Here is a 24,799-nt window from a genome sequence, read left to right as displayed (position 1 = left end):
TGCGGTGTCAGCGGATGCGCTTGGCGGCCGGTTCCGGCACCAGTTCGCCGTTGAGGCGACGGTCGAGATAATCCTCGCATTCGCCCATCAGCGTTTCCACCTGGCCGTTGAAGAAGTGGTTGGCATTGGCAACGGTGCGGTGGGTGATGAGGATGCCCTTCTGGGTCTTCAGCTTCTCCACAAGGCCGTTGACATCCTTCTCAGGCGCCACCTTGTCGGCCTCGCCGTTGATGATCAGGCCGGAGGAGGGGCAGGGCGCCAGGAACGAGAAGTCGTAGGTGTTCGGCTGCGGCGAGATCGACATGAAGCCTTCGATCTCCGGCCGGCGCATCAGGAGCTGCATGCCTATCCAGGAGCCGAAGGAATAACCGGCGACCCAACAGGTCTTGGAATCAGGATGCAGGCTCTGCACCCAGTCGAGCGCCGAGGCGGCATCCGAGAGTTCGCCGGCGCCGTGGTCGAATTCACCCTGGCTGCGGCCGATTCCCCGGAAATTGAAGCGCAGCGTCGTGAACCCGCGCTTCTGGAACATGTAGAAGAGCTGGTAGACGATCTGATTGTTCATCGTGCCGCCGAACTGCGGATGCGGATGCAGAATCAGGGCAATGGGCGCGCTTTTTTCCTTGGAGGGCTGGTAGCGGCCTTCAAGTCGGCCGGCTGGGCCGTTGAAAATAACTTCGGGCATTGGTACTCCGGGTTTTATTTCGCGTTCGCGCTGCGTTGGATGACAACATGACTTGACTAGTGTTGTCAGCTTTTCTAAAACGCAGTTTAGAACAATTCGAAACTTGCATGGCGATCCACGCATCGTGGAATGTGTCATAAGGCAAGCCCGGCGGAAATTTCAAGAAAAATGAACCGCGGATGCTGAAGCAAGCTCGTCAAGCGCAGGACTGAAGATCATGGCGCCGCCACGCCTTTATCTCGACTGGAACGCCACAGCGCCGCTGCACCCCGCAGCACGCGCGGCGATCATGCGCGCCATCGACATTTTCGGCAATCCAAATTCCGTTCACGGCGAAGGGCGTGCCGCCCGCGCTGCGATCGAAGGCGCACGACGCAAGGTGGCGGCACTGGTCGGCACCGATGCCGGCAATGTGGTCTTTACCAGCGGCGCAACCGAGGCGGCCAACCTGGTGCTGACGCCGGATTTCCGCATGGGCCGCACGCCGCTCCGGCTCGGCCAGCTTTATTTTTCGGCGATCGAACATCCGGCCGTGCGCGAAGGCGGCCGTTTCGCCAAGGAGAAGATGACGGAGATCCCGGTGACGGAAGCCGGCATCGTCGATCTCGATGCGCTCGGCCTCCTGCTCGATGTGCATGACAAGGCCGCCGGCCTGCCGATGGTCGCCGTCATGCTCGTCAATAACGAGACGGGCATTGTCCAGCCGGTCGAGGCGGCGGCAAAGATCGTCCACGCCCATGGCGGGCTCTTCGTCGTCGACGCCGTGCAGGCGGCCGGCCGCATCGCGCTCGATATCAATCGGATCGGTGCCGACTTCATGATCGTTTCCTCGCACAAGATCGGCGGGCCGAAGGGTGCCGGCGCGCTCATTGCGCAGGGCGAAGCGCTGATGCCCAGGCCGCTGATCCAGGGCGGCGGACAGGAGCGGGGTCACCGCTCAGGGACACAGAATTCGCTGGCGCTGATCGGCTTCGGCGCGGCAGCTGAAGCCGCGGCCGACGAACTCGAGGCGCGCAATGCGGCAATCAGCGCGCTGCGCGAGCGGCTGGAAGCCGGCATGCGTGAGGCGGCTGCCGATGTGATGATCCACGGCGAGGGTGGCGGGCGCGTCGCCAATACGATCTTCTTCACCCTGCCGGGGCTGAAGGCTGAGACCGGGCAGATCGCCTTCGATCTCGAAGGCGTTGCCCTTTCTGCAGGCTCTGCCTGCTCATCCGGCCGGCTCGGCGAAAGCCATGTGCTGACGGCGATGGGCCGTGACGCCAAGCTCGGAGCACTGCGCATCTCGCTCGGCTTTTCGACGACGGAAGAGGATATCGACAGGGCGATTGCGGCTTTCGCAAAGATCGCCTCCCGGCGAAGGTTGTCTGGCGAGGCGGGTTGCCCCGTGTCAAAACTTGCGGAAACGCAAATTTCCGCTTGCCAATCGGGCTGAAAAGTCCCTTTTGGCCTCTTACATAAGGGGCAAGATAATTGCCCAAACGCTACAAGCTGCCGGACCTTGTATCCGGCGAGATTGGAGAATGAAATGGCTGCCGTGCAGGAAACAATCGACCAGGTGCGCCTGATCGATGTGGATCAGTACAAATACGGTTTCGAGACCGTCATCGAGATGGACAAGGCGCCGAAGGGCCTGTCCGAGGATATTATCCGCTTCATATCGGCCAAGAAGCAGGAGCCGGAATGGATGCTGGAATGGCGTCTCGAGGCCTATCGGCGCTGGCTGACGCTGGAAGAGCCGACCTGGGCGCGAGTCAATTATCCGAAGATCGATTTCAACGACATCTATTATTACGCTGCGCCGAAAAGCACGCCGGGTCCGAAGTCGCTCGATGAGGTCGATCCGGAGCTGTTGAAGGTCTATGAGAAGCTCGGCATTCCGCTACGTGAGCAGGAGATTCTTGCCGGCGTCGAGAAGCCGAAGATCGCCGTCGACGCCGTTTTCGACAGCGTCTCGGTCGTCACCACCTTCAAGGCAGAGCTGAAGAAGGCCGGCGTGATCTTCATGTCGATCTCGGAAGCCATCCGCGAATATCCCGATCTCGTCCGGAAATATCTCGGCTCGGTCGTGCCGACCTCGGACAATTATTATGCGACGCTGAATTCGGCGGTCTTCACCGATGGCTCCTTCGTCTTCGTGCCGAAGGGCGTTCGTTGCCCGATGGAGCTGTCCACCTATTTCCGCATTAATGAGAAGGGCACCGGCCAGTTCGAGCGCACGCTGATCATCGCGGAAGAGGGCGCCTACGTCTCCTATCTCGAAGGCTGCACGGCGCCGCAGCGCGATGAAAACCAGTTGCATGCCGCCGTGGTCGAGCTGGTTGCGCTCGACGATGCCGAGATCAAGTATTCGACGGTGCAGAACTGGTATCCCGGCGACAAGAACGGCAAGGGCGGCATCTACAACTTCGTCACCAAGCGCGGCGATTGCCGCGGCGACCGTTCGAAGATCTCCTGGACGCAGGTCGAAACCGGCTCGGCGATCACCTGGAAGTATCCGTCCTGCATCCTGCGCGGCGACGACAGCCGCGGCGAGTTCTACTCGATCGCCGTGTCGAACGGCCATCAGCAGATCGACAGCGGCACCAAGATGATCCATCTCGGCAAGAACACGTCGAGCCGCATCGTTTCCAAGGGCATCGCCGCCGGTGTTTCCAACAACACCTATCGTGGCCAGGTTTCGGCTCACCGCAAGGCGTCGAACGCGCGCAACTTCACCCAGTGCGATTCGCTGTTGATCGGCGACAAGTGCGGCGCCCATACCGTGCCTTACATCGAGGCGAAGAATTCGACGGCGCAGTTCGAGCATGAGGCGACAACCTCGAAGATCTCCGAGGATCAGCTGTTCTACTGCCTGCAGCGCGGTATCCCGACCGAAGCGGCGATCGCGTTGATCGTCAACGGCTTCGTCAAGGAAGTCCTGCAGGAGCTGCCGATGGAATTCGCCGTCGAGGCGCAGAAGCTGATCAGCATTTCGCTGGAAGGCTCGGTGGGGTGACATGAGCGAGGCGGACAAGAAACGCATTCTTGATCGTCTGGAGAATATGCGCGGGGAGATATTGGCGAAAATTCGCCCCCGCGAGCAGAGATATGAAACCGAGAAGCCGCCGGAGCAGCCTTATGTGTTTCTCCAGCAGCGCATGGAAAAACCGGGAAAGATCATTCAGGGGATCCCGGAATTTCTCGAATGGCTTTGGCTCGTAACGGTCGCGGTTTTCCGTGTCATCCGTTTTTTTGGGCGATAGCAGCGAGCCCAACATGTTGATGCCCTTAGAAATTGCGCGAGGCTCTGATGAGCTACGCAGAGAAAACGCAGGAACCAAAGATGCTTGAAATCAGAAACCTTCATGCTCGCATCGCCGAAGACGGCACCGAGATCATCCGTGGCCTGAACCTGACGGTGAAGGCCGGCGAAGTTGCCGCGATCATGGGGCCTAACGGCTCCGGCAAGTCGACGCTTTCCTATGTGCTGTCCGGCCGCAGCGACTACGAAGTCACCGAGGGTGACATTCTCTACAATGGCGAGAGCATTCTCGAGCTTGATCCCTCCGAGCGCGCCGCCAAGGGCATCTTCCTCGCCTTCCAGTATCCGGTCGAAATCCCGGGCGTTGCCACCATGCAGTTCCTGAAGGTGGCGATGAACGAGCAGCGCAAGGCGCGCGGCGAAGACGAGCTGACGACGCCGGACTTCATGCGCCGCGTCAAGGATGCCGCCGGCAAGCTGCAGATCAATACCGAGATGCTGAAGCGGCCGCTGAACGTCGGCTTCTCCGGCGGCGAAAAGAAGCGGGCCGAGATCCTGCAGATGGCGCTGCTCGAACCGAAGCTCTGCGTGCTCGACGAAACCGATTCCGGCCTCGACATCGATGCGCTGAAGATCGTCGCCGACGGCGTCAACGCGCTGCGTTCGCCGGACCGCGCGGTCGTGGTCATCACCCACTACCAGCGCCTGCTCGACTATATCGTGCCGGATACCGTCCACGTGCTCTACAAGGGGCAGGTGATCAAGTCGGGCGACAAGACGCTGGCGCATGAGCTGGAAGCCAACGGCTATGCCGACATCATCGGCACGGCGGCCTGAGTTTCGGGTGGAAAGGACGACGTCCATGAACATGCAGACGACGAGCCGCCTGACGGCGGCCGAGACGGCGCTGATCGAGGCCTTCAACCAGCAGATCGGCGAGCTGCCGGGCAATGGCGCGGTGACGGCACTGCGCGACCGGCTTCTCGACGACTTGAAGAAAGCCGGCCTGCCGACGCGCCGCATCGAGGCCTGGCACTATAGCGACCTCAAGAACCTGTTGCGCACTGTCCCGCAGCAGGCGGGCGATGCCGGCTCGCAGGCTTTGGAGCCGCTTGTTGCCGACTCCACGGTCCTGGCGGTGATCCAGGGCCATTCCAACCAGAAGGCGACGGTCGACGGTCTTGGCGTTTCGGCTTATTCCGAACGTCTTCTTGACGGCTCTGCCGCGGCTGGCCTCGATGCGCTCGGCAGCGACGACGCGGTCGGCCGCATCAATGGCAGTTTCGTGCGCGATGGCTATGTCCTCGACGTGCCTGCCGATACCGAGCTTGAAAATCCGCTCGAAATCCAGTTCATCCATTCCGGTGGGCAGACACATACGCGCTTGCCTGTGTCCTTCGGCGCCGGCGTCAAGGCGACCGTCATCGAACGTCACCGCACGGTGACCGGCGATGCAGCGCTGGTGTCCCATGTCAGCGACATCACGGTTGGCGAAGGGGCCGAACTGACCTGGATCATTCTGCAGCAGCAGGGGGCTGACGATACGCATCTCGGGCAGATCCGCATCGATCTTCGCGCTGACGCCAAGCTGCGGCTTTTCGTCATCAATGCCGGCGGCAAGCTGGTCCGGCAGGAGCTGCATATCAAGGTGACGGGCGAAGGCGCCGATCTGACGTTGCGCGGCATAAACCTGCTCGGAGCAGAAAGCCATACCGACGTGACGATGGTGCTCGGCCACGACGTACCGAATACCGGCTCGACCGAAGTGATCCGCAACGTCGTCTTCGACCGTGCCAAGGGCGTCTTCCAGGGCATGATCCGAGTGGCGCCCGATGCGCAGAAGACCGATGCCAAGATGGCCTGCAACACGCTGCTGATGTCCGACGACGCCGAATTCTCGGTCAAGCCCGAACTTGAGATCTTCGCCGATGATGTCCAGTGCGGCCACGGCGCGACGGTGACCGATATCGACGCCAACCATCTCTATTACATGATGGCGCGCGGCATTCCGGAGAACAAGGCGCGGGCGATGCTCGTCAACGCCTTCGTCGCCGAGATTGTCGAGGAACTGGAAGACGAGGCCCTGGTCGAGGCGCTGGAAGGCGTGATTTCGGCCTGGCTCGAAAAGCACGCCTGATCGGATATACCAATGGACAAGATAGCGCCGGCCACGCAATACGACGTCGAAGCCATCCGCCGGGATTTTCCGATCCTGGCGGAGAAGGTGCATGGCAAGCCGCTGGTCTATCTCGACAACGGCGCATCGGCGCAGAAGCCGCAGGTGGTGATCGATGCCATCTCGCATGCCTATTCCCATGAATATGCCAATGTGCACCGCGGCCTGCACTACCTTTCCAACGCCGCGACGGATGCCTATGAGGGAGCGCGCGAGAAGGTCCGCCGCTTCCTCAACGCGCCTTCGGTGAACGACATCGTCTTCACCAAGAATTCGACGGAAGCGATCAACACCGTCGCCTATGGCTGGGGCATGCCGAAGATTGGTGAAGGCGACGAGATCGTGCTGACGATCATGGAGCACCATTCCAATATCGTGCCCTGGCACTTCATCCGCGAACGGCAGGGCGCCAAACTCGTCTGGGTGCCCGTCGACGACGAGGGCGCCTTCCATATCGAGGATTTCGAAAAGAGCCTGACGGAGCGCACCAAGCTCGTCGCCATCACCCATATGTCGAATGCGCTCGGCACGATCGTTCCCGTCAAGGAAGTCTGCCGGATCGCACACGAGCGCGGCATTCCGGTGCTGATCGACGGCAGCCAGGGCGCGGTCCATCTACCTGTCGATGTGCAGGATATCGATTGCGACTGGTACGTCATGACCGGCCATAAGCTCTACGGCCCGTCCGGCATCGGCGTGCTCTACGGCAAGAAGGAGCGGCTTTTCGAGATGCGCCCCTTCCAGGGCGGCGGCGAGATGATCTTCGAGGTCGCCGAGGACGTGGTTACCTATAATGATCCGCCGCATCGCTTCGAAGCCGGCACGCCGCCGATCGTGCAGGCGATCGGGCTCGGTTATGCGCTCGACTATATGGAGAAGATCGGCCGCGAGGCGATCGCCCGCCACGAGGCCGATCTTGCCGCCTATGCGGTCGAGCGGCTGAAATCCGTCAATTCGCTGCGCGTCTTTGGCACGGCGCCCGACAAAGGCAGCATCTTTTCCTTCGAGCTTGCCGGTATCCATGCCCACGACGTCTCGATGGTGATCGACCGGCAGGGTGTTGCGGTCAGGGCCGGCACGCATTGCGCCATGCCGCTCTTGAAACGCTTCGGCGTCACATCCACATGCCGTGCATCCTTCGGCATGTACAATACCCGCACCGAGGTCGATGCCCTGGCCGATGCGCTTGAATATGCGCGCAAGTTCTTTGCTTGAGGAGTGTCCGTGATGAGCCTGGACGAAAGCGAACAGAAGATCGACGTGCGCGAAGGCATCGTGCATTCCAGCATTCCGGCCGATGAGCTGGCACGGCTCAGCGACGACGTCATCAGCGCACTGAAGACGGTCTACGATCCGGAAATTCCCGCCGACATCTTCGAGCTCGGTCTGATCTACAAGATCGACATCGAGGACGACCGGATGGTGAAAATCATGATGACGCTGACCGCACCCGGCTGCCCGGTAGCCGGCGAGATGCCAGGCTGGGTCGAAAACGCGGTCGGCGCCGTCGAAGGCGTCTCGGGTGTCGAGGTCGCAATGACTTTCGATCCGCCGTGGACGCCGGACCGCATGTCGGAAGAGGCGCAGGTCGCCGTAGGCTGGTACTGACATCCCGCGGTATTGATCCGTTTACGAACGGGTACTACATTTGAATCACGATGCACCGGATCTTGACCCCGGTTGCGGAAGGAGAATGAGCCGATGGGCTTTGCAATCATGAGCATGACGGACGGGGCTGCGGCCCGCGTCAAGGCGATCGTCGAGAACTCGGGGCCGGAGGCCAAGGGTGTCCGCGTCGGCATCAAGAAGGGCGGCTGCGCCGGGATGGAATATACCATCGAACTGGTGACCGAGCCCAACGCCAAGGACGACCTGATTGAGCACGATGGCGCAAAAGTCTGGGTCGAGCCATCTGCGGCTCTTTACCTGCTCGGCACCGAAATGGGGTTCGAGACGACGACGTTGCGCTCCGGCTTCACCTTCACCAATCCGAACCAGACATCGGCCTGCGGCTGCGGCGAATCTGTCGAGCTGAAACCTGCCGATCTCGCGGCCCTTGCCGCCCAGCGCCAGGGCGAGCCGGCGCATTCCTGACAGCCGCCGTCAGGCTGGTGGGAAATTTTCCGCCAGCCAACTCTCGATAAAATCCGGTTCGTTCTCATCCAGGCCATGGCCCGCCGGGAACAGTTTTGTCGTGACGTCGGCGCCGCTTCTTTCGATCTGATTCCTCACCAGCACAACATCCTCAGGCGCGCGCCGCTCGTCGCGTTCGCCGGCGAGGATCAGGACGCGATGGCCTCTCAGCTCGGGAAAATCGACGGTCGGCGCGGGTGAGAGCGGCCGCAGCAGGATAGCGCCGGCTGCGGTTTCCGGCCGATGCAGCAGGATCGAAGCGGCGATGATCGCGCCATTGGAAAAGCCGAGCAGCAAAGGCGGCCGTTTCAGCAGGCCGTTCTCCACGGCCCGCAGCAGAAAATCGGCGAGATGATGGGTCTGGTTGAAGAGGTCGATGTAATCAAGCGTGCGGTCGGGGTTTCGGCGGAAGAAGGCAAAGCCCTCCTCCCATTCCACCGCGCCCCTCAGCGCAATATAGGGACGATCCGGCCCGACCCTGTCGGCCAGCCCGATGAGATTGCGTTCATGCATGCCGCTGCCATGCAGCAGCACCAGTGGTGCCGCATCGAGCTCGACCCGTCCTTTAATGAAAACGAAATCCTGACATTCCGGCATGGCATCGATCCGCGACAATGGCGCGGATCGGCATAGGCCTGATTCGAGACGATCTTATAACAAAGCCAACGAAAGCTTCGGCAGCTCGCGTCCAGCCGCGGCGACGTGGGTCTGCGGGCAGGGTGCTCAGTCGCGCTTGATGTTCATGAGCATTTCCCACATGTCGGCGCCGGTCTCAAAGACCACGGCGTTCGCCTTGTAGCTTTGCTCGGCTTCGATCAGGTCGGTCAGTTCGGTGGCTGGATCGACATCTGATGCCGTCGGACTGACAACGGCTTGGACGGCGCCTGACGCAGCGGAGGTGAGGCTGGTGTTCAGCCTGGCATAGCCCGGCGTGCTGCTATTTGCGATGTTGTTGGCAATCGCGCTAACCCGCGTCGTCTGTGCCCGCATTCCCGAAAGAGCCGTGCTCGTAATACCCGATATGCTCATCAACCATTTCCCCAGAACTGGATGAAATTCTTGTACATGCAAGGGCTTAGAGAATGCTGAATGCGTTGCGTTAGCAAAGATCTATAGGTTCGCGCATCTTAGCATCCATCTGTTCCGGATTGGCACGGAACGGGGTCGGGGCGCGGAGCCATGGCCAGCTTCGCTATCGCGACGCCACCCAGTCGTGCCAGTCGCTCTCGTTGCCGTTGAACACGTTGAGGTCGATCTTGCCGTCGACGCCTTCGGAAAGGCCGGAGCCGGAATACTGCCAGAAGACCCACTTGCGGCCGGGATAGACCTTGGAGGGGTGAGCGGCCACCGAGCGCAGCCAGAAGGGATAGTCGAGCAGTTGACCCTTCAAATTATCGCGGTAGAAATCCGGCGCGGTGTAGATGATCGGGCGCTGACCGTAATGGCGCTCCAGCTTGTCCATGAAAACCTGCATCTTTTCCCGGACACGTGCGGGAGAGATGCGTCTCTTGCAGCTCGATTCGCCGTTCCATTCGACGTCGATGACGGGCGGAAGAGCGTTGGCCTCCCTCGGCACGTTGCGGATGAACCAGTCGGCCTGCTCACCGCCTGTCCGGCACCAGTAGAAGAAGTGATAGGCGCCGTGTCTCAGGCCGGCTTCCTTGGCCCGGCGCCAGTTCTTCTTGAACATCGGATCAAGGTGATCCCCGCCGTCGGTCGCCTTGATGTAGACGAAGTTCGCGCCTTGCCGCCGCAACGTCTGCCAGTCGATCTCGCCCTGCCAGCGCGACACGTCGACGCCGTGCACGGCAAGCTTTCTCGGCGAGGTGGAACCGAAGTTGATCGGCTTGGCATCGCGGAACCGGTGGCCGTAAATTTGCCCGCGTGTCGGCGATCTCGTGCCGACATCGGGTATTGCATTGCCCGCGGGATTGGCCGGCATCAGCAGCGCGACCGGCTTATCTGTCGGCAGCGGCATGCCGACCGGCCTGTCGGCGGGCACGAGCGCCCGCGGTTCTGGAACCTCTCCCGCCCAGCGCAACGCCTGCTGCGGCGGGCTTGCCTGCGGCGCGGGATCGCCCACGGCGGCGGCAGGAATCGGGCCGCTCGGCTGGGCGATGGCATTGGTCGTTTCCGGTGACGGCACGTTGCCCAGCACATCGTCGGCGCCAGAACTGGCAGCGCATCCCGAGAGGATCAGGGCGGCGAGGAGAATTGCTGGAACTGCCGATGGACGCATAAGAACCTGCACGCAAAACAAGAGATCGACGGTGATCCATGTTGATGGAAGCCGCCTTTCTGAATTGCTAACAGAGACTTGCTAAGAAAGGTTAAATTTGATCCTTGTGGATCAGAGCATGCAGCCCGCTCCCAACCTATGGGAGGGGCTTTGCCCAACTACTGCTACTTGGATCCCTCGTAGCTTTCTACCGGCGGGCAGGTGCAGATCAGGTTGCGGTCGCCATTCTCGCGCACCTCCATCTGAGACAGCCGTGCCGGAATGGTACGACAGCCTCAGCGACTGGCTCTCATACCCGCAATCAGAATATCGATGAGTTGCCTTGCCGCCTCCCGCCAGGCGGGGCCACAGCTGATGCGCGCGCCGCCGGCCAGCGCGCGCAGGATATCGAGCGGGTCCATCGCCAGACGGATTTCACCGGTGGCGACTGCGCGATCCACCAGCAGATTGACGGCGCCTATGATCAAATCGGCAGAATCGGCATAGAGCGCGGAGGTGCCGCCGACCAAGGAATCCAGTACCTCGGACATGCCGTGTTTCGTCACGACATAATCGACGAACTGCACCAGCCACAGGCGAAGCGCTTCGACAGGCGGATGTGTCTCGGCAAGGCTTTTGGCGGCAGCGGCAAGCTGCGTCGTCTCGTTGCGGTAGATGGCGGAAACCAGTGCATCGCGCGTCGGGAAATGGCGATAGAGTGTGCCGATGCCGACGCCGGCAATGCGGGCGATTTCCTCCAGGCTGGCGCTGGAGCCCTTGTCGGCAAAGACGGTCTTTGCCGTTTCCATCAGCAGAAGACGATTGCGTTCGGCATCCGCACGCGGCTTTCGGACGGTGGACCCGTCACTTTTTCCGGCCATTTCCGAGAAGTCCCCTTGATAAACGGAGGATCCCTCCGTATTTATCTGGAGGCATCCTCCTTTTATTCCATTTGAGGCCGGTGGGCAATGATCCACCAGTCCGGAGCGGTGCGTCCATGATCAAGGAGATAATCATGAGTGGAGTTTTTGGCGCGATATCGACTACCGACGAGGTGCTCGCCGGCGTCGATCTCAAGGGCAAGCGTGTTCTGGTGACGGGTGTTTCGGCCGGCCTCGGCGTAGAAACCGTGCGTGTGCTGGCAGCCCGTGGAGCGCAGGTGGTGGGTACGGCACGTGACCTTGCAAAGGCGAGGGCGGCAACGGAAGTCGTGCGCGTGGGTGCTGCCAATGGTGGCAGCCTTGATATCGTCGAGCTCGATCTTGCTTCTCTGGCAAGCGTGCGCGCCTGCGCCGATGCGCTCATTGCGGATGGCCGCCCCTTCGATGTCGTCATTGCCAATGCCGGCGTGATGGCCGCTCCCTTCGGGCGCACCGCCGATGGTTTCGAAACGCAGTTCGGCACCAACCATCTCGGTCATTTCGTGCTGGTCAACCGCATCGCACCGCTCGTCAAATCGGGTGGACGTGTGGTGATCGTCGCATCCTCGGGCCATCGCATGGCTCCGTTCAGCCTCGAAGACCTCAATTTCGAGAGCAAGACGTATGAGCCTTGGGCGGCCTATGCCCAGTCGAAAACCGCAAATATCCTGTTCGCGGTGGAACTCGACCGGCGCCTCCAGGAGCGCGGCATCCGTGCGACGGCACTGCATCCCGGCGGCATTAACACCGAGCTCGGCCGTCATCTCGAGCCTGATATAATCGAAGGCATGATAGCGCAGATCAACGCAGCACTCGCCGCCGAGGGCAAGCCGCCCTTCCAGTGGAAGACGATCCCGCAGGGTGCCGCTACCTCCGTCTGGGCAGGTTTCGTCGCCCCGGCAGACGTGGTCGGCGGCAGATATTGCGAAAACTGCCATGTCTCCGAAGTGACGGATGCAGAGATCAGCCCGATTTCCGAAGGCGTGCGTCCCTACGCGCTCGATCCCGAGACGGCCAGGGGATTGTGGGCCAAAAGCGAGGATATGGTCGGCGAGCGCTTCTAGGCCGTAAACCGCACACACTTTGGTGCTGACAGGAGAGCAGGGGTACTGGGAAACTGGTGCCCCTGCCGAGGAATTGAACCTGGCTCGGCTGCAAACCAGTCCACTGCTCTTACGTTGAGCTACGCGGGGCGTGTGTCTTCATCGTCCATTCCAGCGGCTCTTTATCGATCGCCGCCCTTCAGGCCTTGATGTCGAGGCCCGCTTCGACTGCGGCGGCGATGAATGCTTTGCGTGCATCCTCGCCGGTGCGCTTGCCCTTGATGACGTCGGCGCAGATCAGCAGCGCCTGGTCGAGTGCGGCACCGTCTTCCGTCGGCCAGTCCTCGATCATCGCCCAGGAGGCGGCCTGGGTGTTATCGATGGTCACGTATTGGCCGGGCTCTTCGAGGGCGATGAGCACAGGCTTCGACCAGGGCGCCTGCATTCTTGCTTCGCTTTGATCCTGGGGCATGAGATGACCTTCTTTCGTGCATTCTATCAGAATTAGGAAAGCCCCTCCCATGATGGAAGGGGCTTGGATTGTCCAGCGTTCGCTACTGCATCAGGCTTGACCGCTACTCGGCCGCCTCCGCGTAGCTTTCCACCGGCGGGCAGGTGCAGATCAGGTTGCGGTCGCCGTAGACATTATCGACGCGGTTGACCGGGGACCAGTATTTGTCGACACGGAAGGCCCCGGGCGGAAAGCAGGCTTGTTCGCGCGAGTAGGGGCGATCCCATTCGCCGACGAGGTCTTCCACCGTGTGCGGGGCGTTCTTCAGCGGGTTGTTCACCTTGTCCATCCGGCCATCCTCGATGGCGCGGGCTTCCTCGCGGATCGCCAGCATCGCCTCGCAGAAACGGTCGAGTTCGGCCTTGGTCTCGCTTTCCGTCGGCTCGATCATCAGCGTGCCTGCGACCGGCCAGCTCATGGTCGGCGCATGGAAGCCGCAGTCGATCAGCCGCTTGGCGACGTCGTCGACGGTGACACCGGAGCTGTCGACCAGCGGGCGGGTGTCGATGATGCATTCATGCGCGACACGGCCGGCCTCCGATTTGTAGAGCACGTCATAAGCACCCTTTAGCCGGGTGGCGATATAGTTGGCGTTGAGGATCGCCACCTTGGTCGCCTGCGTCAGGCCTTCGCCGCCCATCATCAGGCAATAGCTCCAGGAGATCGGCAGGATCGAGGCCGAGCCGAAGGCAGCGGCCGAGACCGCACCCGAGCGGCCGTCGGTTTCGGGATGGCCGGGCAGATAGGGAGCCAGATGCGCCTTGACGCCGATCGGGCCCATGCCGGGTCCGCCGCCGCCATGCGGAATGCAGAAGGTCTTGTGCAGGTTGAGATGCGAAACGTCGGAGCCGATGTCACCGGGACGGGACAGGCCGACCATGGCATTCATGTTGGCGCCGTCGAGATAGACCTGGCCGCCATGCTCATGCACCAGATCGCAGATTTCCTTGACGGTCTCCTCGAAGACGCCGTGCGTCGAAGGGTAGGTGATCATGCAGCAGGAGAGGTTTGCCGCATGCTGCTCAGCCTTGGCGCGGAAATCGTCGAGATCGATATCGCCGTTTTCGCGCACCTTGACGACGACGACCTTCATGCCGACCATCTGGGCCGAGGCCGGATTGGTACCGTGCGCCGAGGTCGGGATCAGGCAGACGTCGCGATGGCCGTCGCCATTGGCGATATGATAGTTGCGGATCGTCAGCAGGCCGGCATATTCGCCCTGCGCGCCGGAATTCGGCTGCATGGAGAAGGCGTCGTAGCCGGTGACGGCGCAGAGCTTTTCGATCAGGTCGTCGATCATCTCGCGGTAGCCGAGCGCCTGGTCGGCCGGCACGAAGGGATGGATGTCGGAAAACTCCGGCCAGGTGATCGGCAGCATTTCCGCCGTCGCATTGAGTTTCATCGTGCAGGAGCCGAGCGGGATCATCGAGCGGTCGAGCGCCAGATCCCGGTCGGAAAGCCGGCGGATGTAACGCGTCATCTCGCTTTCGGCGCGGTTCATGTGAAAGATCGGATGGGTGAGGTAATCGCTGGTGCGGAGCAGGCCCTTCGGCAGGCGGTAGGAAGGCTCGAAATCGGCGATGGTGAAATTGCCGCCGAAGGCGCGCCAGACGGCTTCGAGCGTCGCCGGCCGGGTGCGTTCGTCGAGGCTCATGCCGATTTTGGTTTCGCCGACCTTGCGCAGATTGACGCCTTCGGCGACGGCGGCGCGCAGGATGAGACCCTGCATGTGGCCGACATCGACGGTGATCGTGTCGAAGAAGGTCTCGGGTTCGACCTTATAACCGAGCTTTTCCAGGCCCTTGGCCATCAGCACGGCCTTCTGGTGCACCTGTTGGGCGATCGCCTTGATGCCCTTCGGGCCGTGGAAGACGGCATACATCGAGGCCATGACGGCCAGCAGCACCTGGGCGGTGCAGATGTTCGACGTCGCCTTTTCGCGGCGGATATGCTGTTCGCGGGTCTGCAGCGACAGGCGGTAGGCGCGGTTGCCGCGCGCATCGACGGAAACGCCGACGAGGCGGCCAGGCATGGAGCGTTTGATGGCATCCTTGACCGACATATAGGCCGCATGCGGGCCGCCGTAGCCGACCGGGACGCCGAAGCGTTGCGAGGAGCCGACGGCGATATCGGCACCCATTTCGCCGGGCGATTTCAGCAGCGTCAGTGCCAGGATATCGGCGGCGACGATTGATATGGCGCCGGTCTGATGCAGGCGGGAGATCAGGCCGGTAAAATCATGCACATGACCGTGCGTGCCGGGATACTGGAAGATCGCGCCAAAGACGTCGACAGGATCGAGATCGGTGAAAGGATTGCCGACGATGACGCTCCAGCCGAGCGGCTCGGCGCGGGTGCGGATGAGGGCGATGGTCTGCGGATGGCAGTCGGCATCGACGAAGAAGGCCTTCGCCTTCGACTTGGCGACGCGCTCGGCGATCGCCATGCCTTCGGCGGCGGCGGTCGCCTCATCGAGTAGCGAGGCGTTGGCGACGTCGAGGCCGGTGAGGTCGCAGATCATCGTCTGGTAGTTCAGGAGCGCTTCCAGGCGGCCCTGGCTGATCTCCGGCTGGTAGGGCGTATAGGCGGTGTACCAGGCCGGGTTTTCCAGGATGTTGCGCTGGATGACAGGCGGCGTGATCGTGCCGTAGTAACCCTGGCCGATCAGCGAGACCAGCACCTTGTTCTTGTTGGCGGTCTCGCGCAGCTTGTCGAGCGCCTCGCGCTCGGTCATCGGCGCACCCCAGACGAGCGGCGCCTTCTGGCGGATCGAGGGCGGCAGCGTCGCGTCGATCAGGCCATCGAGGCTGTTATAGCCGATCACCTTCAGCATATCGGTCATCTCGGCCGGCGAGGGGCCGATATGGCGGCGATTGGCGAAATCGTAGGGCTGATAGTCGGTGAACTGGAATTCTGTCGGCGTCGTCATTACGCAGTGAGCTCCTTGTAGGCCGCCTCGTCGAGCAGGCCATCGGCGTCCGCAGCGTTTGCCAGCTTCAGCTTGAAGAACCAGCCGGCGCCCTGAGGATCGGAATTGACCAGTGAGGGATCTGCAACGATGGCCGGATTGACCTCGGTGATCTCTCCATCCAGCGGACAATAGACATCGGAAGCAGCCTTGACGGATTCAACGGTCGCGGCATTGCCGTTCTTGGAGAAGGTCGCGCCGACTTCCGGCAGTTCGACGAAAACCAGGTCGCCGAGCTGTTCGACGGCATAAGTCGTGATGCCGACCGTCGCAACGCCGCCTTCGATCTTCAGCCATTCATGTTCTTCGGTAAATTTCAGCATTGTTCGTCCTCTCTGGAAAAGGTTTAGCGTTTGTAGGTCGGGGTGACGAAGGGAAGGGCGCTGACGGTGATCGGCAGATATTTGCCGCGCACCTCGGCATAGACCAGCGTGCCTGCCGCAGCATGGGAGAGCGGCACATAACCCATGGCGACGGGGCCTTCGACGCTGGGACCGAAGCCGCCAGAGGTGACTTCGCCGATTTCGACTTTGCCCTCTGCATCGGCATAGAGTTTGGCATGGCCGCGCACCGGCGCCTTGCCTTCCGGCTTCAGGCCGACGCGGCGGCGTGCGGCGCCGTTTTCGAGTTCGGACAGGATGCGGCCGGAGCCCGGGAAGCCGCCGGCGCGCGCACCACCGCCACGCCTTACCTTCTGCATGGCCCATTCCAGCGCTGCCTCGACCGGCGAGGTGGTCGTGTCGATATCGTTGCCGTAGAGGCAGAGGCCGGCTTCGAGGCGCAGCGAATCGCGGGCGCCAAGGCCGATCGCCTGGACATCGGGATGTTCGAGCAACCGCATGGTGACATCCACGGCCTTGTCGATGGGGATCGAGATCTCGAAGCCGTCCTCGCCGCTATAGCCGGAGCGGGAAACAAGACAGGAAACGTCGTGCAGGCGGCAGTGGCGCACGTCCATGAATTTCATCGCCGCGACGTCGGCCCAGAGTTCGGCAAGAACCGCAACCGCACGCGGCCCCTGCAGCGCGATCAGGGCGCGATCGAGAAGCGTGATGTCGCACTGGTCGCCGATATGGGCCTGCAGATGGGCGAGATCGGCTTCCTTGCAGGCGGCGTTGACGACGACGAAGAGGTGGTCGTCGAGATGGGCGATCATCAGGTCGTCGAGAATGCAGCCGGTGTCGTCGGTGAAAAAGCCGTAGCGCTGGCGGCCTTCGGCAAGGCCTAGGATGTCGACGGGCACGAGGCTTTCAAGCGCCAGCGCCGCATCCTCGTAGCTGCCCGACTTCGCCTTCACGATGACCTGGCCCATGTGGGAGACATCGAAGAGGCCGGCCTCAGTGCGGGTATGAAGATGCTCCTTCATGACGCCTGCGGGGTATTGCACCGGCATGTCGTAACCCGCAAACGGCACCATGCGGGCGCCAAGCGAAAGATGCAGGGCATGCAGCGGGGTTTTCTTCAGGGCAGCAGTATCGTCCAAAAGACGCCTCCGGGGTTTGCGCCTTCTCGCGAAGGCGCGGGCTCAAATCTGAAGGCGCGGCTGCGCACTTCTCTCCTGAGCCCCCTCTGTCCCTTTGCCTGAGATTGTTATCCCTTCGGCGAGCGTTTCGAGAACGCTTCTCTCCAGAGTTCCGTCTGCCCCTTGCTGGTCCTTTTGCCTGAGAGTTTCCGGGGCGGTTGCTCCTTCGGCACCGGTGGCGAAAGCACCGGCTTCTCCCAACAAGGTTGGCGCAATTATCCGGCGGGTGCAGCGCTTGGCAAGGCCAAATGTCGTCACCGGACAATTTTTTGTCGCCATATGCCGGCTGAGCCTGATCTACGGCAATCTGCTTTTGCATTTCGCGGGGAAACCCGCTATCGCGACATGCTGTTGAAGGGGATCTCATGCGACAGACCGGACTGAAAGCGACGCTCTTTCTGCGCATGCTTTGCGCATTGAGCTTGGCTTTGCTTGGCCTTGCCCATCAGGCGCCGCAGGCTGTCGCCTCCGAAGGCTACGATGCCGCGGACTATGTGCTGCCCGACGGTACCTTCGCCTCAATCTGCGTCACCGTGAAGGATGCCGACGGCAAGACCGTCGCCTTCAAACCGAATTGCGAAGCCTGCCGGCTGTCGGCCTCCACTATCCTGCCGACGCCAGATGCGGGCTCGTGGCTCGAGCGCGAACTCGCTTCGCTGATCAATTCGCCGATCGAAACATCAGCCGTTTCAGGCGCAAGCGCCGTCTGGCGGCCGAATTCGCGCGCGCCTCCCATCCTCGTCTGATCTTCCTCCACCACCTATGATTCAGCATGCCGGTCCGCCCGAGAAAATACCGCGGCCGGCGAGGAGATATCCGATGAAGACCATCAAGACATTTGGCAAAACGCTAGGGCTTGCCGCCCTTCTTTCGGCAACCGCCATTGCCGGCTCAGAGGCGCATGTGACATTCCTCGACAGAGAGGCGACGCAGGACAGCACGATTCTCGCCACGCTGCAGGTGCCGCATGGCTGCGACGGCAAGGCGACCACGGAAGTGCGGGTCAAGCTGCCGGAAGGCTTCGTCTTCGCCAAGCCGCAGCCGAAGGCCGGCTGGGAGCTCGAGGTGATCAAGGGCGACTACCAGAAGACCTACGACAATCACGGCGACAAGGTGAAGACGGGCGCGATCGAGATCCGCTGGAAGAACGGCAATCTCTCCGACGATTTCTACGACACCTTCGTCATCCAGGGTAAGGTATCAGGCGTCGAAGCCGGCACCTCGCTCGCCTTTCCGGTGACGCAGATGTGCGGCGATACCGTCACGGCCTGGGATCAGGTGGCAAAGGAAGGCGGCGACGCGCATGGGATGAAAAGCCCGGCGCCGCTGTTGAAGGTCGCTGCCGGCGAAGATCATGGTCACGATCATGACGATATGGCCGACATGGACATGTCTGGTATGGCGGGCATGGGCGCTGCCGCAGCGGCCGGCGAAACGGTCAAGGCCGGCGATCTCGAAATCTCCGGCGGGTTCGCCAAGGCAATGCTGCCCGGCCAGCCGGTCGGCGGCGGCTTTTTCACGGTGAAGAATAACGGCCAGGCGGATGATCGCCTGATCTCCGTCAGTTCGCCCGCAGCTGGCGAGGTTCAGATCCACGAGATGGTGACGAAGGACAATGTCATGCGGATGCGCCAGCTGAAGGACGGTATCGCCATCGCCGCCGGCGCGACGGTCAAGCTCGAGCCCGGCAGCCTGCACCTGATGTTCCAGAAGGTGAAGACGCCGTTCAAGCAGGGCGATACGGTGCCGGTGACGCTGACCTTCGAAAAGGCCGGCAAGGTCGATCTGGTCCTGCAGGTACTCTCCGCCCAGGGCAAATGAGAGCTGCGATTCAAAGTGCTACAGCGTCCTTTGCGCGTCTGAAAAGACGCGCGGCGCTGTCGTTAAAACAGAATGGCCCGCGACTGCAGCCGCAGTCGCGGGCTTTCGTTTGGACGAGGATGACCTCAGAAGTCTTCGTAGGATCGCAGCGCCTGTTTCAGGCCGGCCTGCGGCTGGCGGTTGCCTTTGGCCATCAGGTCGAGTGCCACTTCGGTCGACTGGATGATGCTGGAGGGCTCATCTATTTCCTCAGTGCCTTCAGCCTTCAGCTGCCGGTCGGCAATCCGGCGCGCATCGCGGGCGGCGGTGCTCGTCGCAACACGCTGCGGTATTCGGAGCGAGTCGAAGGCAATGGCGGCGGTGCTCGCCGATATGGACAGGAGCTGGGTCATGTCGTCAGCGTATCGGTACGACCTTGGCGCCATTATAAAAAAATCATCGGCATTTTACCGGATGGTAAGAATTCATTTCCTCCCGATTGGAATCGCTGCGGAGTTGCGATAAATCCGGCTGATGATCCAGGCTCTTCTCGTCGCCTTCGGCGGCGCTATCGGTTCTCTTCTCAGATATTATGTCGGCCAGTGGGCGCTGAGACTCATGGGTCCGGCATTTCCCTGGGGCACGCTCGCCGTCAATGTCGTCGGCTGTTTCGTCATCGGCGTCTTCGCCGAGCTGATCGCGCGGAAATTCAACGCCTCGGTGGAGCTGCGCCTCCTCTTGATCACCGGCTTCCTCGGCGGCTTCACCACCTTCTCTGCCTTCTCGCTGGATGCCATCTCGCTATTCGAACGCGGCGAGGCTGTCGCCGGCGGCATTTACATCGCGGCGAGCGTCGGATTTTCGATGGCGGCCGTCATCGCCGGGCTTGCCGTCATGCGCGCTTTGGCCTGATTTCTTTTCCGGTTTCCGTTTTGCGTGAAAATGCTCTAAAGGCTGCGGCAAGAACGCCGGCTTGGCCCGCGCTGCAATTTCCGAAAGATTTCTTATGGCTGGCATAGAACATATCAAGGTTGAACCCGACGAAGCCGGCATGCGGCTCGATCGCTGGTTCAAGGTGCACTTTCCGGGGCTCGGCTTCGGCCCGCTGCAGAAGCTCCTGCGCTCCGGTCAGGTGCGCGTCGACGGTGGACGTGTCAAGTCGGATGCGCGCGTGCAGCCCGGTCAAACGGTGCGCGTGCCGCCGATGGATGTCGATGCGAAGCTGAAATCCGGACCGATCGCCGGCAAGGATCTCAAGCATTCGACGGATTTCGAACTCTTGTCGCGCATGGTGCTGCACGAAGACGAAAAGGTGATCGTGCTCAACAAGCCACCCGGCCTTGCGGTGCAGGGCGGTTCCGGTGTGGCCAGGCATATCGACCAGATGCTGGAAGCCTGGACCAGCCCGAAGGGCGAGAAGCCGCGGCTTGTACACCGTCTCGACCGCGACACATCTGGTGTTCTCGTCATCGCCCGCACCCGCGGCGCGGCGCAGAAGCTGACGGCGGCCTTTCGCGAGCGCGATACCAAGAAGACCTACTGGGCGCTGGTCAAGGGCGTGCCACGCAGGCACGAGGACAAGATCTCGACCTGGCTCGTCAAAGAGCCGACCGCCGACGGTGACCGCATGCGCATCGCCAAGCACGGCGAGGACGGCGCCGACCATGCGATTTCCTTCTACCGCGTGCTGGAGACGGCGGCACAGAACCTCGCATGGCTGGAGATGGAGCCCTATACCGGCCGTACCCATCAGCTGCGCGTCCATGCCCTGCATATCGGCCACCCGATCATCGGCGATCCAAAATATTTCGACGACGATCCGAATTGGGATTTTCCAGGCGGCGTTCAGAAGAAGCTGCATCTGCACGCGCGTCACATCGACATCCCGCACCCCTCCGGCGGGCGCCTGCGCGTCAGCGCGCCGCTGCCGGCGCATATGGTGCAGACCTGGAACCTTCTCGGTCTCGACCTTGCCGGCGCTGAAAGGGACGCCGAATGAAACTTGCCCTTTTCGATTGCGACGGCACGCTGGTGGACAGTGCCGCGCTGATCCACGAAACCATGCGCAGGACCTTCGACAAGTTCGGCAAGCCGGAACCGCGATTTGAAGACACCAAGGCCATTATCGGCCTGTCTCTGGATATTGCGATCGCCCGCATGCAGGGCAAGCCGCATGTGGAGCAGGAAGACATCGACATGACGGCGCATTACAAATCGCTGTTCTCGATCGTGCGTCAGGATCTCGACTACAAGGAGCCGCTGTTTCCCGGCATTCGCGAGATGATCGACGCGATCAGCGGACGCGATGACCTGCTGATCGGCGCGGTGACGGGCAAATCCAGGCGCGGGCTCAAGCTGGTGATGGAGACACATGGTTTCGACGCGCATTTCATCGTCGCACGCACCGCCGACGATTGCCCCTCCAAACCGCATCCGGCCATGGTGACGGAATGCTGCGACGAAACCGGCATGAATGCTGCCAACACCATTGTCATCGGCGATGCGGTTTACGATATGCAGATGGCAAAGGCTGCCGGGGCCAAGGCGATCGGCGTTGCCTGGGGCTATGCCAGCGTGGATGAGCTGATCGCCAACGGCGCTGATGCGATCGCCTACCATCCGAACGAGATATTGCGTCATTTTTCCTGAGGTGAGCCCATGCGCGATCTGCTGAACGACCTTTCCGAAGGCCTGAGCCATCCCGATCCCATCCGCCGTGCGCAGATCCAGATGAAGAAGCCGCTGCCGAAGCGCTTCTATACCGAAGTCTCGGTTGCCGAGCACGAGGGTGGTTTTGCGATCACGCTCGACGGCAAGATGGTGCGCACGCCGGCGCGCCAAGTTCTCGCAGTACCAACCGAAGCGCTGGCGCGGCTTGTCGCCGCCGAATGGCAGGCGCAGGGCGAGGAGATCAATCCCGTGAGCATGCCGGTGACCCGGCTGGTCAACACCGCACTCGACGGCGTTGCCGCCAACGCGCAGGCGATCTTCGAGGATATATTGCGTTTTTCATCCAGCGACCTGATCTGCTACCGCGCCGAAGAGCCGGAACTGCTGGTCGAGCGCCAGGCCGAGCACTGGGATCCCGTGATCGACTGGGCGGCGACCGATCTCGGCGCCCGCTTCATCCTCGTCGAAGGAGTGATGCCTCATGAACAGCCGCGCGAGGCGATTGCCGCCTTCGCCGTTACGCTCGCGAGATATGATAGCCCGATGGCGCTTGCCGCCCTCCACACAGTCACCACGCTGACCGGCTCGGCAATCCTGGCGCTTGCCTTCGCCGAGGGCCGGGTGACGCTGGAGGAGGCTTGGTCGCTTGCCCACCTCGACGAGGATTGGACGATCGAGCATTGGGGCAATGACGAGGAGGCCGAGCAGCGGCGGGCCAAGCGCTTTGCCGAGTTCAAAGCCGCAGCGGATGTTTTTTTCGCCCTAAGCGCCTGAAACATATTGCCTTCCAATGCATTATGACGAAGTCTGCGACTCCAACGGGGTGGTGCGGGATTTTGCAATGAATTGGCTGAGGTCGTGTTTTTGCCGGGCGACACTCGTCTGTGTCGCGCTCACGGCCTGCGGCAGCCTCTCGGCCACCAAGCCGGCGGCCCCGGTCTATGATGTGCGCAGTGCCGTCGTTCTCTCGGGTCCGAACATGCCGGCCGAGCTGCTTTCCGGCATCAACGACCGCGTCAACGCGGCGATCAACGCCACCGTGCGCGACACAGTGCTGCCGCGGGTGGTGCTGACGATCCGCGTGGTTTCCGTCCAGAAGGGCCTCGGCTTCCAGAAGGACCGGAATGTCGCCAAGATCAGCATCGACGCGGCCTCGGTCGAGGACGGCTCGGTCATCGCCGTCAGCGCCTTCGACGTCACCAGTATCGCTGCCGATCCCAAGCTTGCAGACGAGATCCTAGCTGAGGACGCTGCCGCAAGGATACGCTCGGTTTTCTCACTCAGCGGGCGCGCTCAATAGCGCGACGCTCTAACCGCCGGATTGCCGCCGCAGCGGCGAGGGAGATCGCATGAAGGAAATTCTCGAAGAACTGGAACGGCGCCGCGATGTCGCCCGCCTCGGCGGCGGCGAGGCGCGCATCGACGCTCAGCACAAGCGCGGCAAGCTGACGGCGCGCGAGCGCATCGATCTCTTCCTCGACGAAGGCTCGTTCGAGGAATTCGACATGTTCGTCGAACATCGCTCCACCGATTTCGGCATGGACAAGAGCCGTATCGCCGGCGACGGCGTCGTCACCGGCTGGGGCACGGTCAATGGCCGCACGGTGTTCGTCTTCGCCAAGGACTTCACCGTCTTCGGCGGCTCGCTGTCTGAGGCGCATGCCGAGAAGATCATGAAAGTGCAGGACATGGCGCTGAAGAACCGCGCGCCGATCGTCGGCATCTATGATGCGGGCGGCGCCCGTATCCAGGAGGGCGTGGCGGCTCTCGGCGGTTATGCCGAAGTATTCCAGCGCAATGTGCTCGCTTCCGGCGTCATTCCGCAGATCTCGGTGATCATGGGTCCCTGCGCCGGCGGCGACGTCTATTCGCCTGCCATGACCGATTTCATCTTCATGGTGCGTGATACTTCCTACATGTTCGTCACCGGGCCGGACGTGGTGAAAACCGTCACCAACGAGACGGTGACGGCTGAAGAACTCGGCGGCGCCGTGGTGCATACGGTGCGCTCGTCGATTGCCGACGGCGCCTATGAGAATGATGTCGAAACGCTGCTGCAGGTGCGCCGGCTGATCGATTTCCTGCCGCTTTCGAACACGGCGCCGCTACCGGAGATCGAATGTTACCAGTCGGTGACAGAAGTCGATGCCTCGCTCGATACGCTGGTGCCGGCGAGCTCCAACAAGCCTTACGACATCAAGGAACTGATCCGGAAGGTGGCGGACGAGGGGGATTTCTTCGAGATCCAGGCGAGCTTTGCCAAAAACATCGTCTGCGGCTTCGGCCGCGTCGAAGGCTCGACCGTCGGTTTTGTTGCCAACCAGCCGATGGTGCTGGCCGGCGTTCTCGACAGCGACGCCTCGCGCAAGGCGGCCCGCTTCGTGCGCTTCTGCGACTGCTTCAACATTCCGATCGTCACCTTCGTCGATGTACCGGGCTTCCTGCCGGGTACGGCGCAGGAATATGGCGGCCTCATCAAGCACGGGGCCAAGCTGCTCTTCGCCTATGCCGAGGCGACGGTGCCGAAGCTCACCGTCATCACCCGCAAGGCCTTCGGCGGCGCCTATGACGTGATGGCATCGAAGCATCTGCGTGGCGACCTCAACTATGCCTGGCCGACGGCGCAGATCGCCGTGATGGGCGCCAAGGGCGCGGTCGAGATCATCTTCCGCAAGGATATCGCCGACCCTGACAAGATTGCCGCGCATACGAAAATGTACGAGGACCGGTTCCTCTCGCCCTTCGTCGCCGCCGAGCGCGGTTATGTCGACGAGGTGATCATGCCGCATTCGACCCGGCGGCGGCTGGCGCGCGGTTTGAAGATGCTGCGCAACAAGGATCTCGCCAATCCGTGGAAGAAACACGACAACATTCCGCTTTGATAGCCGGCCCATGAATAAAACTGTGCG

General features: G+C 61.8%; 27 protein-coding genes and 1 riboswitch. Of the genes, 17 read left to right on the top strand and 10 right to left on the bottom strand.

Translation table 11 applies throughout. The annotated features are described in order from the left end of the window. Positions 1 to 7: 7 nt before the first annotated feature. Positions 8 to 685, bottom strand: coding sequence for an alpha/beta hydrolase (locus B5P46_RS33490; protein ID WP_003540001.1), 678 nt, complete (start codon positions 683 to 685; stop codon positions 8 to 10). 217 nt (positions 686 to 902) lie between these two features. Here B5P46_RS33490 and B5P46_RS33485 point away from each other — a divergent pair, with 217 nt between their 5' ends. The 8 genes from B5P46_RS33485 to sufA all read left to right on the top strand — a co-directional run bounded on the left by B5P46_RS33485 (position 903) and on the right by sufA (position 8,199). Then, positions 903 to 2,120, top strand: coding sequence for a cysteine desulfurase family protein (locus B5P46_RS33485; protein WP_129422465.1), 1,218 nt, complete (start codon positions 903 to 905; stop codon positions 2,118 to 2,120). Positions 2,121 to 2,213: 93 nt separating this feature from the next. Then, entirely contained in the window at positions 2,214 to 3,683 is a 1,470-nt protein-coding gene (gene sufB / locus B5P46_RS33480; RefSeq protein ID WP_018242169.1) for a Fe-S cluster assembly protein SufB, read from the top strand. A 1-nt stretch (position 3,684) separates the two neighbouring features. Next, positions 3,685 to 3,930 (top strand): hypothetical protein, encoded by a 246-nt coding sequence (locus B5P46_RS33475; protein ID WP_129422464.1) that lies wholly within the window; start codon positions 3,685 to 3,687, stop codon positions 3,928 to 3,930. 80 nt (positions 3,931 to 4,010) lie between these two features. After that, the gene (gene sufC / locus B5P46_RS33470) at positions 4,011 to 4,766 is read left to right on the top strand and encodes a Fe-S cluster assembly ATPase SufC (RefSeq protein ID WP_025394710.1); all 756 of its coding nucleotides are present in this window, start codon (positions 4,011 to 4,013) and stop codon (positions 4,764 to 4,766) included. Between the two features lie 25 nt (positions 4,767 to 4,791). Then, complete coding sequence (gene sufD / locus B5P46_RS33465; protein ID WP_129422463.1) at positions 4,792 to 6,066, top strand: Fe-S cluster assembly protein SufD; 1,275 nt, start codon at positions 4,792 to 4,794, stop codon at positions 6,064 to 6,066. A 12-nt stretch (positions 6,067 to 6,078) separates the two neighbouring features. Further along, positions 6,079 to 7,320: a cysteine desulfurase gene (locus tag B5P46_RS33460; RefSeq protein WP_129422462.1), complete on the top strand. Its 1,242-nt coding sequence runs from the start codon at positions 6,079 to 6,081 to the stop codon at positions 7,318 to 7,320. Positions 7,321 to 7,332: 12 nt separating this feature from the next. Next, positions 7,333 to 7,713: an SUF system Fe-S cluster assembly protein gene (locus tag B5P46_RS33455; protein WP_003559708.1), complete on the top strand. Its 381-nt coding sequence runs from the start codon at positions 7,333 to 7,335 to the stop codon at positions 7,711 to 7,713. A gap of 93 nt (positions 7,714 to 7,806) precedes the next feature. Beyond that, positions 7,807 to 8,199 (top strand): Fe-S cluster assembly scaffold SufA, encoded by a 393-nt coding sequence (sufA, locus tag B5P46_RS33450; protein ID WP_129422461.1) that lies wholly within the window; start codon positions 7,807 to 7,809, stop codon positions 8,197 to 8,199. 9 nt (positions 8,200 to 8,208) lie between these two features. On the opposite strand, the gene B5P46_RS33445 is transcribed toward sufA, so the two are convergent. From B5P46_RS33445 to B5P46_RS33430, 4 genes are all read right to left on the bottom strand, one after another. Beyond that, positions 8,209 to 8,835 (bottom strand): alpha/beta hydrolase, encoded by a 627-nt coding sequence (locus B5P46_RS33445; RefSeq protein ID WP_129422460.1) that lies wholly within the window; start codon positions 8,833 to 8,835, stop codon positions 8,209 to 8,211. 126 nt (positions 8,836 to 8,961) lie between these two features. Next, complete coding sequence (locus tag B5P46_RS33440; RefSeq protein WP_129422459.1) at positions 8,962 to 9,267, bottom strand: flagellar basal body rod protein FlgC; 306 nt, start codon at positions 9,265 to 9,267, stop codon at positions 8,962 to 8,964. A gap of 163 nt (positions 9,268 to 9,430) precedes the next feature. Beyond that, positions 9,431 to 10,477: a glycoside hydrolase family 25 protein gene (locus B5P46_RS33435; protein ID WP_129422458.1), complete on the bottom strand. Its 1,047-nt coding sequence runs from the start codon at positions 10,475 to 10,477 to the stop codon at positions 9,431 to 9,433. Between the two features lie 275 nt (positions 10,478 to 10,752). After that, positions 10,753 to 11,337, bottom strand: coding sequence for a TetR/AcrR family transcriptional regulator (locus B5P46_RS33430; RefSeq protein WP_129422457.1), 585 nt, complete (start codon positions 11,335 to 11,337; stop codon positions 10,753 to 10,755). Positions 11,338 to 11,471: 134 nt separating this feature from the next. Here B5P46_RS33430 and B5P46_RS33425 point away from each other — a divergent pair, with 134 nt between their 5' ends. Beyond that, complete coding sequence (locus tag B5P46_RS33425; RefSeq protein WP_164986598.1) at positions 11,472 to 12,440, top strand: SDR family NAD(P)-dependent oxidoreductase; 969 nt, start codon at positions 11,472 to 11,474, stop codon at positions 12,438 to 12,440. Between the two features lie 178 nt (positions 12,441 to 12,618). Here B5P46_RS33425 and B5P46_RS33420 read toward each other — a convergent pair whose 3' ends face one another. From B5P46_RS33420 to gcvT, 4 genes are all read right to left on the bottom strand, one after another. After that, on the bottom strand, positions 12,619 to 12,864 hold the full coding sequence (locus tag B5P46_RS33420) for a DUF982 domain-containing protein (protein ID WP_164986600.1): 246 nt from the start codon (positions 12,862 to 12,864) through the stop codon (positions 12,619 to 12,621). A 130-nt stretch (positions 12,865 to 12,994) separates the two neighbouring features. After that, complete coding sequence (gene gcvP, locus B5P46_RS33415; RefSeq protein ID WP_129422454.1) at positions 12,995 to 15,859, bottom strand: aminomethyl-transferring glycine dehydrogenase; 2,865 nt, start codon at positions 15,857 to 15,859, stop codon at positions 12,995 to 12,997. Continuing rightward, a complete protein-coding gene (gcvH, locus tag B5P46_RS33410; RefSeq protein WP_003539971.1) occupies positions 15,859 to 16,221 on the bottom strand; it encodes a glycine cleavage system protein GcvH in 363 nt (120 codons plus the stop codon). Before gcvH ends, gcvP begins: the two co-directional genes overlap by 1 nt. A 23-nt stretch (positions 16,222 to 16,244) precedes the next feature. Further along, complete coding sequence (gcvT, locus tag B5P46_RS33405; protein WP_129422453.1) at positions 16,245 to 17,381, bottom strand: glycine cleavage system aminomethyltransferase GcvT; 1,137 nt, start codon at positions 17,379 to 17,381, stop codon at positions 16,245 to 16,247. 156 nt (positions 17,382 to 17,537) lie between these two features. Next, positions 17,538 to 17,630: riboswitch (glycine riboswitch) on the bottom strand. Between the two features lie 155 nt (positions 17,631 to 17,785). Here gcvT and B5P46_RS33400 point away from each other — a divergent pair. Together B5P46_RS33400 and B5P46_RS33395 are read left to right on the top strand one after the other, a co-directional pair. After that, the gene (locus tag B5P46_RS33400) at positions 17,786 to 18,166 is read left to right on the top strand and encodes a hypothetical protein (protein WP_129422452.1); all 381 of its coding nucleotides are present in this window, start codon (positions 17,786 to 17,788) and stop codon (positions 18,164 to 18,166) included. A 73-nt stretch (positions 18,167 to 18,239) separates the two neighbouring features. Then, positions 18,240 to 19,241 (top strand): DUF1775 domain-containing protein, encoded by a 1,002-nt coding sequence (locus tag B5P46_RS33395; protein ID WP_129422451.1) that lies wholly within the window; start codon positions 18,240 to 18,242, stop codon positions 19,239 to 19,241. Positions 19,242 to 19,366: 125 nt separating this feature from the next. Here the strand turns inward: B5P46_RS33395 and B5P46_RS33390 are convergent, their stop codons facing one another. Then, positions 19,367 to 19,633, bottom strand: coding sequence for a hypothetical protein (locus tag B5P46_RS33390; protein ID WP_129422450.1), 267 nt, complete (start codon positions 19,631 to 19,633; stop codon positions 19,367 to 19,369). 121 nt (positions 19,634 to 19,754) lie between these two features. On the opposite strand from B5P46_RS33390, the gene crcB reads away from it, so the two are divergent. The 6 genes from crcB to B5P46_RS33360 all read left to right on the top strand — a co-directional run bounded on the left by crcB (position 19,755) and on the right by B5P46_RS33360 (position 24,772). Continuing rightward, positions 19,755 to 20,132, top strand: coding sequence for a fluoride efflux transporter CrcB (gene crcB / locus B5P46_RS33385; RefSeq protein ID WP_129422449.1), 378 nt, complete (start codon positions 19,755 to 19,757; stop codon positions 20,130 to 20,132). Positions 20,133 to 20,226: 94 nt separating this feature from the next. After that, a complete protein-coding gene (locus tag B5P46_RS33380) occupies positions 20,227 to 21,219 on the top strand; it encodes an RluA family pseudouridine synthase (RefSeq protein WP_129422448.1) in 993 nt (330 codons plus the stop codon). Next, a complete protein-coding gene (locus B5P46_RS33375; RefSeq protein ID WP_129422447.1) occupies positions 21,216 to 21,869 on the top strand; it encodes an HAD-IA family hydrolase in 654 nt (217 codons plus the stop codon). The genes B5P46_RS33380 and B5P46_RS33375 overlap by 4 nt, the downstream gene beginning before the upstream one ends. A gap of 9 nt (positions 21,870 to 21,878) precedes the next feature. Next, positions 21,879 to 22,664, top strand: a complete 786-nt coding sequence (locus tag B5P46_RS33370) for an ATP12 family chaperone protein (RefSeq protein WP_129422446.1) — start codon at positions 21,879 to 21,881, stop codon at positions 22,662 to 22,664. A 67-nt stretch (positions 22,665 to 22,731) separates the two neighbouring features. Further along, entirely contained in the window at positions 22,732 to 23,190 is a 459-nt protein-coding gene (locus B5P46_RS33365; protein WP_129422445.1) for a hypothetical protein, read from the top strand. A 49-nt stretch (positions 23,191 to 23,239) separates the two neighbouring features. After that, positions 23,240 to 24,772, top strand: coding sequence for an acyl-CoA carboxylase subunit beta (locus B5P46_RS33360; RefSeq protein WP_129422444.1), 1,533 nt, complete (start codon positions 23,240 to 23,242; stop codon positions 24,770 to 24,772). The last annotated feature ends 27 nt before the right edge of the window (positions 24,773 to 24,799 follow it).

The organism is Rhizobium leguminosarum, from assembly GCF_004123835.1.
GTDB classification, from domain to species: domain Bacteria; phylum Pseudomonadota; class Alphaproteobacteria; order Rhizobiales; family Rhizobiaceae; genus Rhizobium; species Rhizobium leguminosarum_M.
This window is presented reverse-complemented; position numbering and strand designations above follow the sequence as displayed.

What these genes read in the sequence shown, in the direction of transcription:
- B5P46_RS33390 (WP_129422450.1), bottom strand. Translation starts at nt 19,633, where the DNA reads ATGACCCAGCTCCTGTCCATATCGGCGAGCACCGCCGCCATTGCCTTC.
- sufC (WP_025394710.1), top strand. Translation starts at nt 4,011, where the DNA reads ATGCTTGAAATCAGAAACCTTCATGCTCGCATCGCCGAAGACGGCACC.
- sufD (WP_129422463.1), top strand. Translation starts at nt 4,792, where the DNA reads ATGAACATGCAGACGACGAGCCGCCTGACGGCGGCCGAGACGGCGCTG.
- B5P46_RS33460 (WP_129422462.1), top strand. Translation starts at nt 6,079, where the DNA reads ATGGACAAGATAGCGCCGGCCACGCAATACGACGTCGAAGCCATCCGC.
- B5P46_RS33430 (WP_129422457.1), bottom strand. Translation starts at nt 11,337, where the DNA reads ATGGCCGGAAAAAGTGACGGGTCCACCGTCCGAAAGCCGCGTGCGGAT.
- B5P46_RS33485 (WP_129422465.1), top strand. Translation starts at nt 903, where the DNA reads ATGGCGCCGCCACGCCTTTATCTCGACTGGAACGCCACAGCGCCGCTG.
- B5P46_RS33420 (WP_164986600.1), bottom strand. Translation starts at nt 12,864, where the DNA reads ATGCAGGCGCCCTGGTCGAAGCCTGTGCTCATCGCCCTCGAAGAGCCC.
- B5P46_RS33375 (WP_129422447.1), top strand. Translation starts at nt 21,216, where the DNA reads ATGAAACTTGCCCTTTTCGATTGCGACGGCACGCTGGTGGACAGTGCC.
- gcvH (WP_003539971.1), bottom strand. Translation starts at nt 16,221, where the DNA reads ATGCTGAAATTTACCGAAGAACATGAATGGCTGAAGATCGAAGGCGGC.
- B5P46_RS33475 (WP_129422464.1), top strand. Translation starts at nt 3,685, where the DNA reads ATGAGCGAGGCGGACAAGAAACGCATTCTTGATCGTCTGGAGAATATG.
- sufA (WP_129422461.1), top strand. Translation starts at nt 7,807, where the DNA reads ATGGGCTTTGCAATCATGAGCATGACGGACGGGGCTGCGGCCCGCGTC.
- gcvP (WP_129422454.1), bottom strand. Translation starts at nt 15,859, where the DNA reads ATGACGACGCCGACAGAATTCCAGTTCACCGACTATCAGCCCTACGAT.
- B5P46_RS33490 (WP_003540001.1), bottom strand. Translation starts at nt 685, where the DNA reads ATGCCCGAAGTTATTTTCAACGGCCCAGCCGGCCGACTTGAAGGCCGC.
- B5P46_RS33455 (WP_003559708.1), top strand. Translation starts at nt 7,333, where the DNA reads ATGAGCCTGGACGAAAGCGAACAGAAGATCGACGTGCGCGAAGGCATC.
- crcB (WP_129422449.1), top strand. Translation starts at nt 19,755, where the DNA reads ATGATCCAGGCTCTTCTCGTCGCCTTCGGCGGCGCTATCGGTTCTCTT.
- sufB (WP_018242169.1), top strand. Translation starts at nt 2,214, where the DNA reads ATGGCTGCCGTGCAGGAAACAATCGACCAGGTGCGCCTGATCGATGTG.
- B5P46_RS33440 (WP_129422459.1), bottom strand. Translation starts at nt 9,267, where the DNA reads ATGAGCATATCGGGTATTACGAGCACGGCTCTTTCGGGAATGCGGGCA.
- B5P46_RS33425 (WP_164986598.1), top strand. Translation starts at nt 11,472, where the DNA reads ATGAGTGGAGTTTTTGGCGCGATATCGACTACCGACGAGGTGCTCGCC.
- B5P46_RS33360 (WP_129422444.1), top strand. Translation starts at nt 23,240, where the DNA reads ATGAAGGAAATTCTCGAAGAACTGGAACGGCGCCGCGATGTCGCCCGC.
- B5P46_RS33365 (WP_129422445.1), top strand. Translation starts at nt 22,732, where the DNA reads ATGAATTGGCTGAGGTCGTGTTTTTGCCGGGCGACACTCGTCTGTGTC.
- B5P46_RS33435 (WP_129422458.1), bottom strand. Translation starts at nt 10,477, where the DNA reads ATGCGTCCATCGGCAGTTCCAGCAATTCTCCTCGCCGCCCTGATCCTC.
- B5P46_RS33400 (WP_129422452.1), top strand. Translation starts at nt 17,786, where the DNA reads ATGCGACAGACCGGACTGAAAGCGACGCTCTTTCTGCGCATGCTTTGC.
- B5P46_RS33380 (WP_129422448.1), top strand. Translation starts at nt 20,227, where the DNA reads ATGGCTGGCATAGAACATATCAAGGTTGAACCCGACGAAGCCGGCATG.
- B5P46_RS33370 (WP_129422446.1), top strand. Translation starts at nt 21,879, where the DNA reads ATGCGCGATCTGCTGAACGACCTTTCCGAAGGCCTGAGCCATCCCGAT.
- B5P46_RS33395 (WP_129422451.1), top strand. Translation starts at nt 18,240, where the DNA reads ATGAAGACCATCAAGACATTTGGCAAAACGCTAGGGCTTGCCGCCCTT.
- B5P46_RS33445 (WP_129422460.1), bottom strand. Translation starts at nt 8,835, where the DNA reads ATGCCGGAATGTCAGGATTTCGTTTTCATTAAAGGACGGGTCGAGCTC.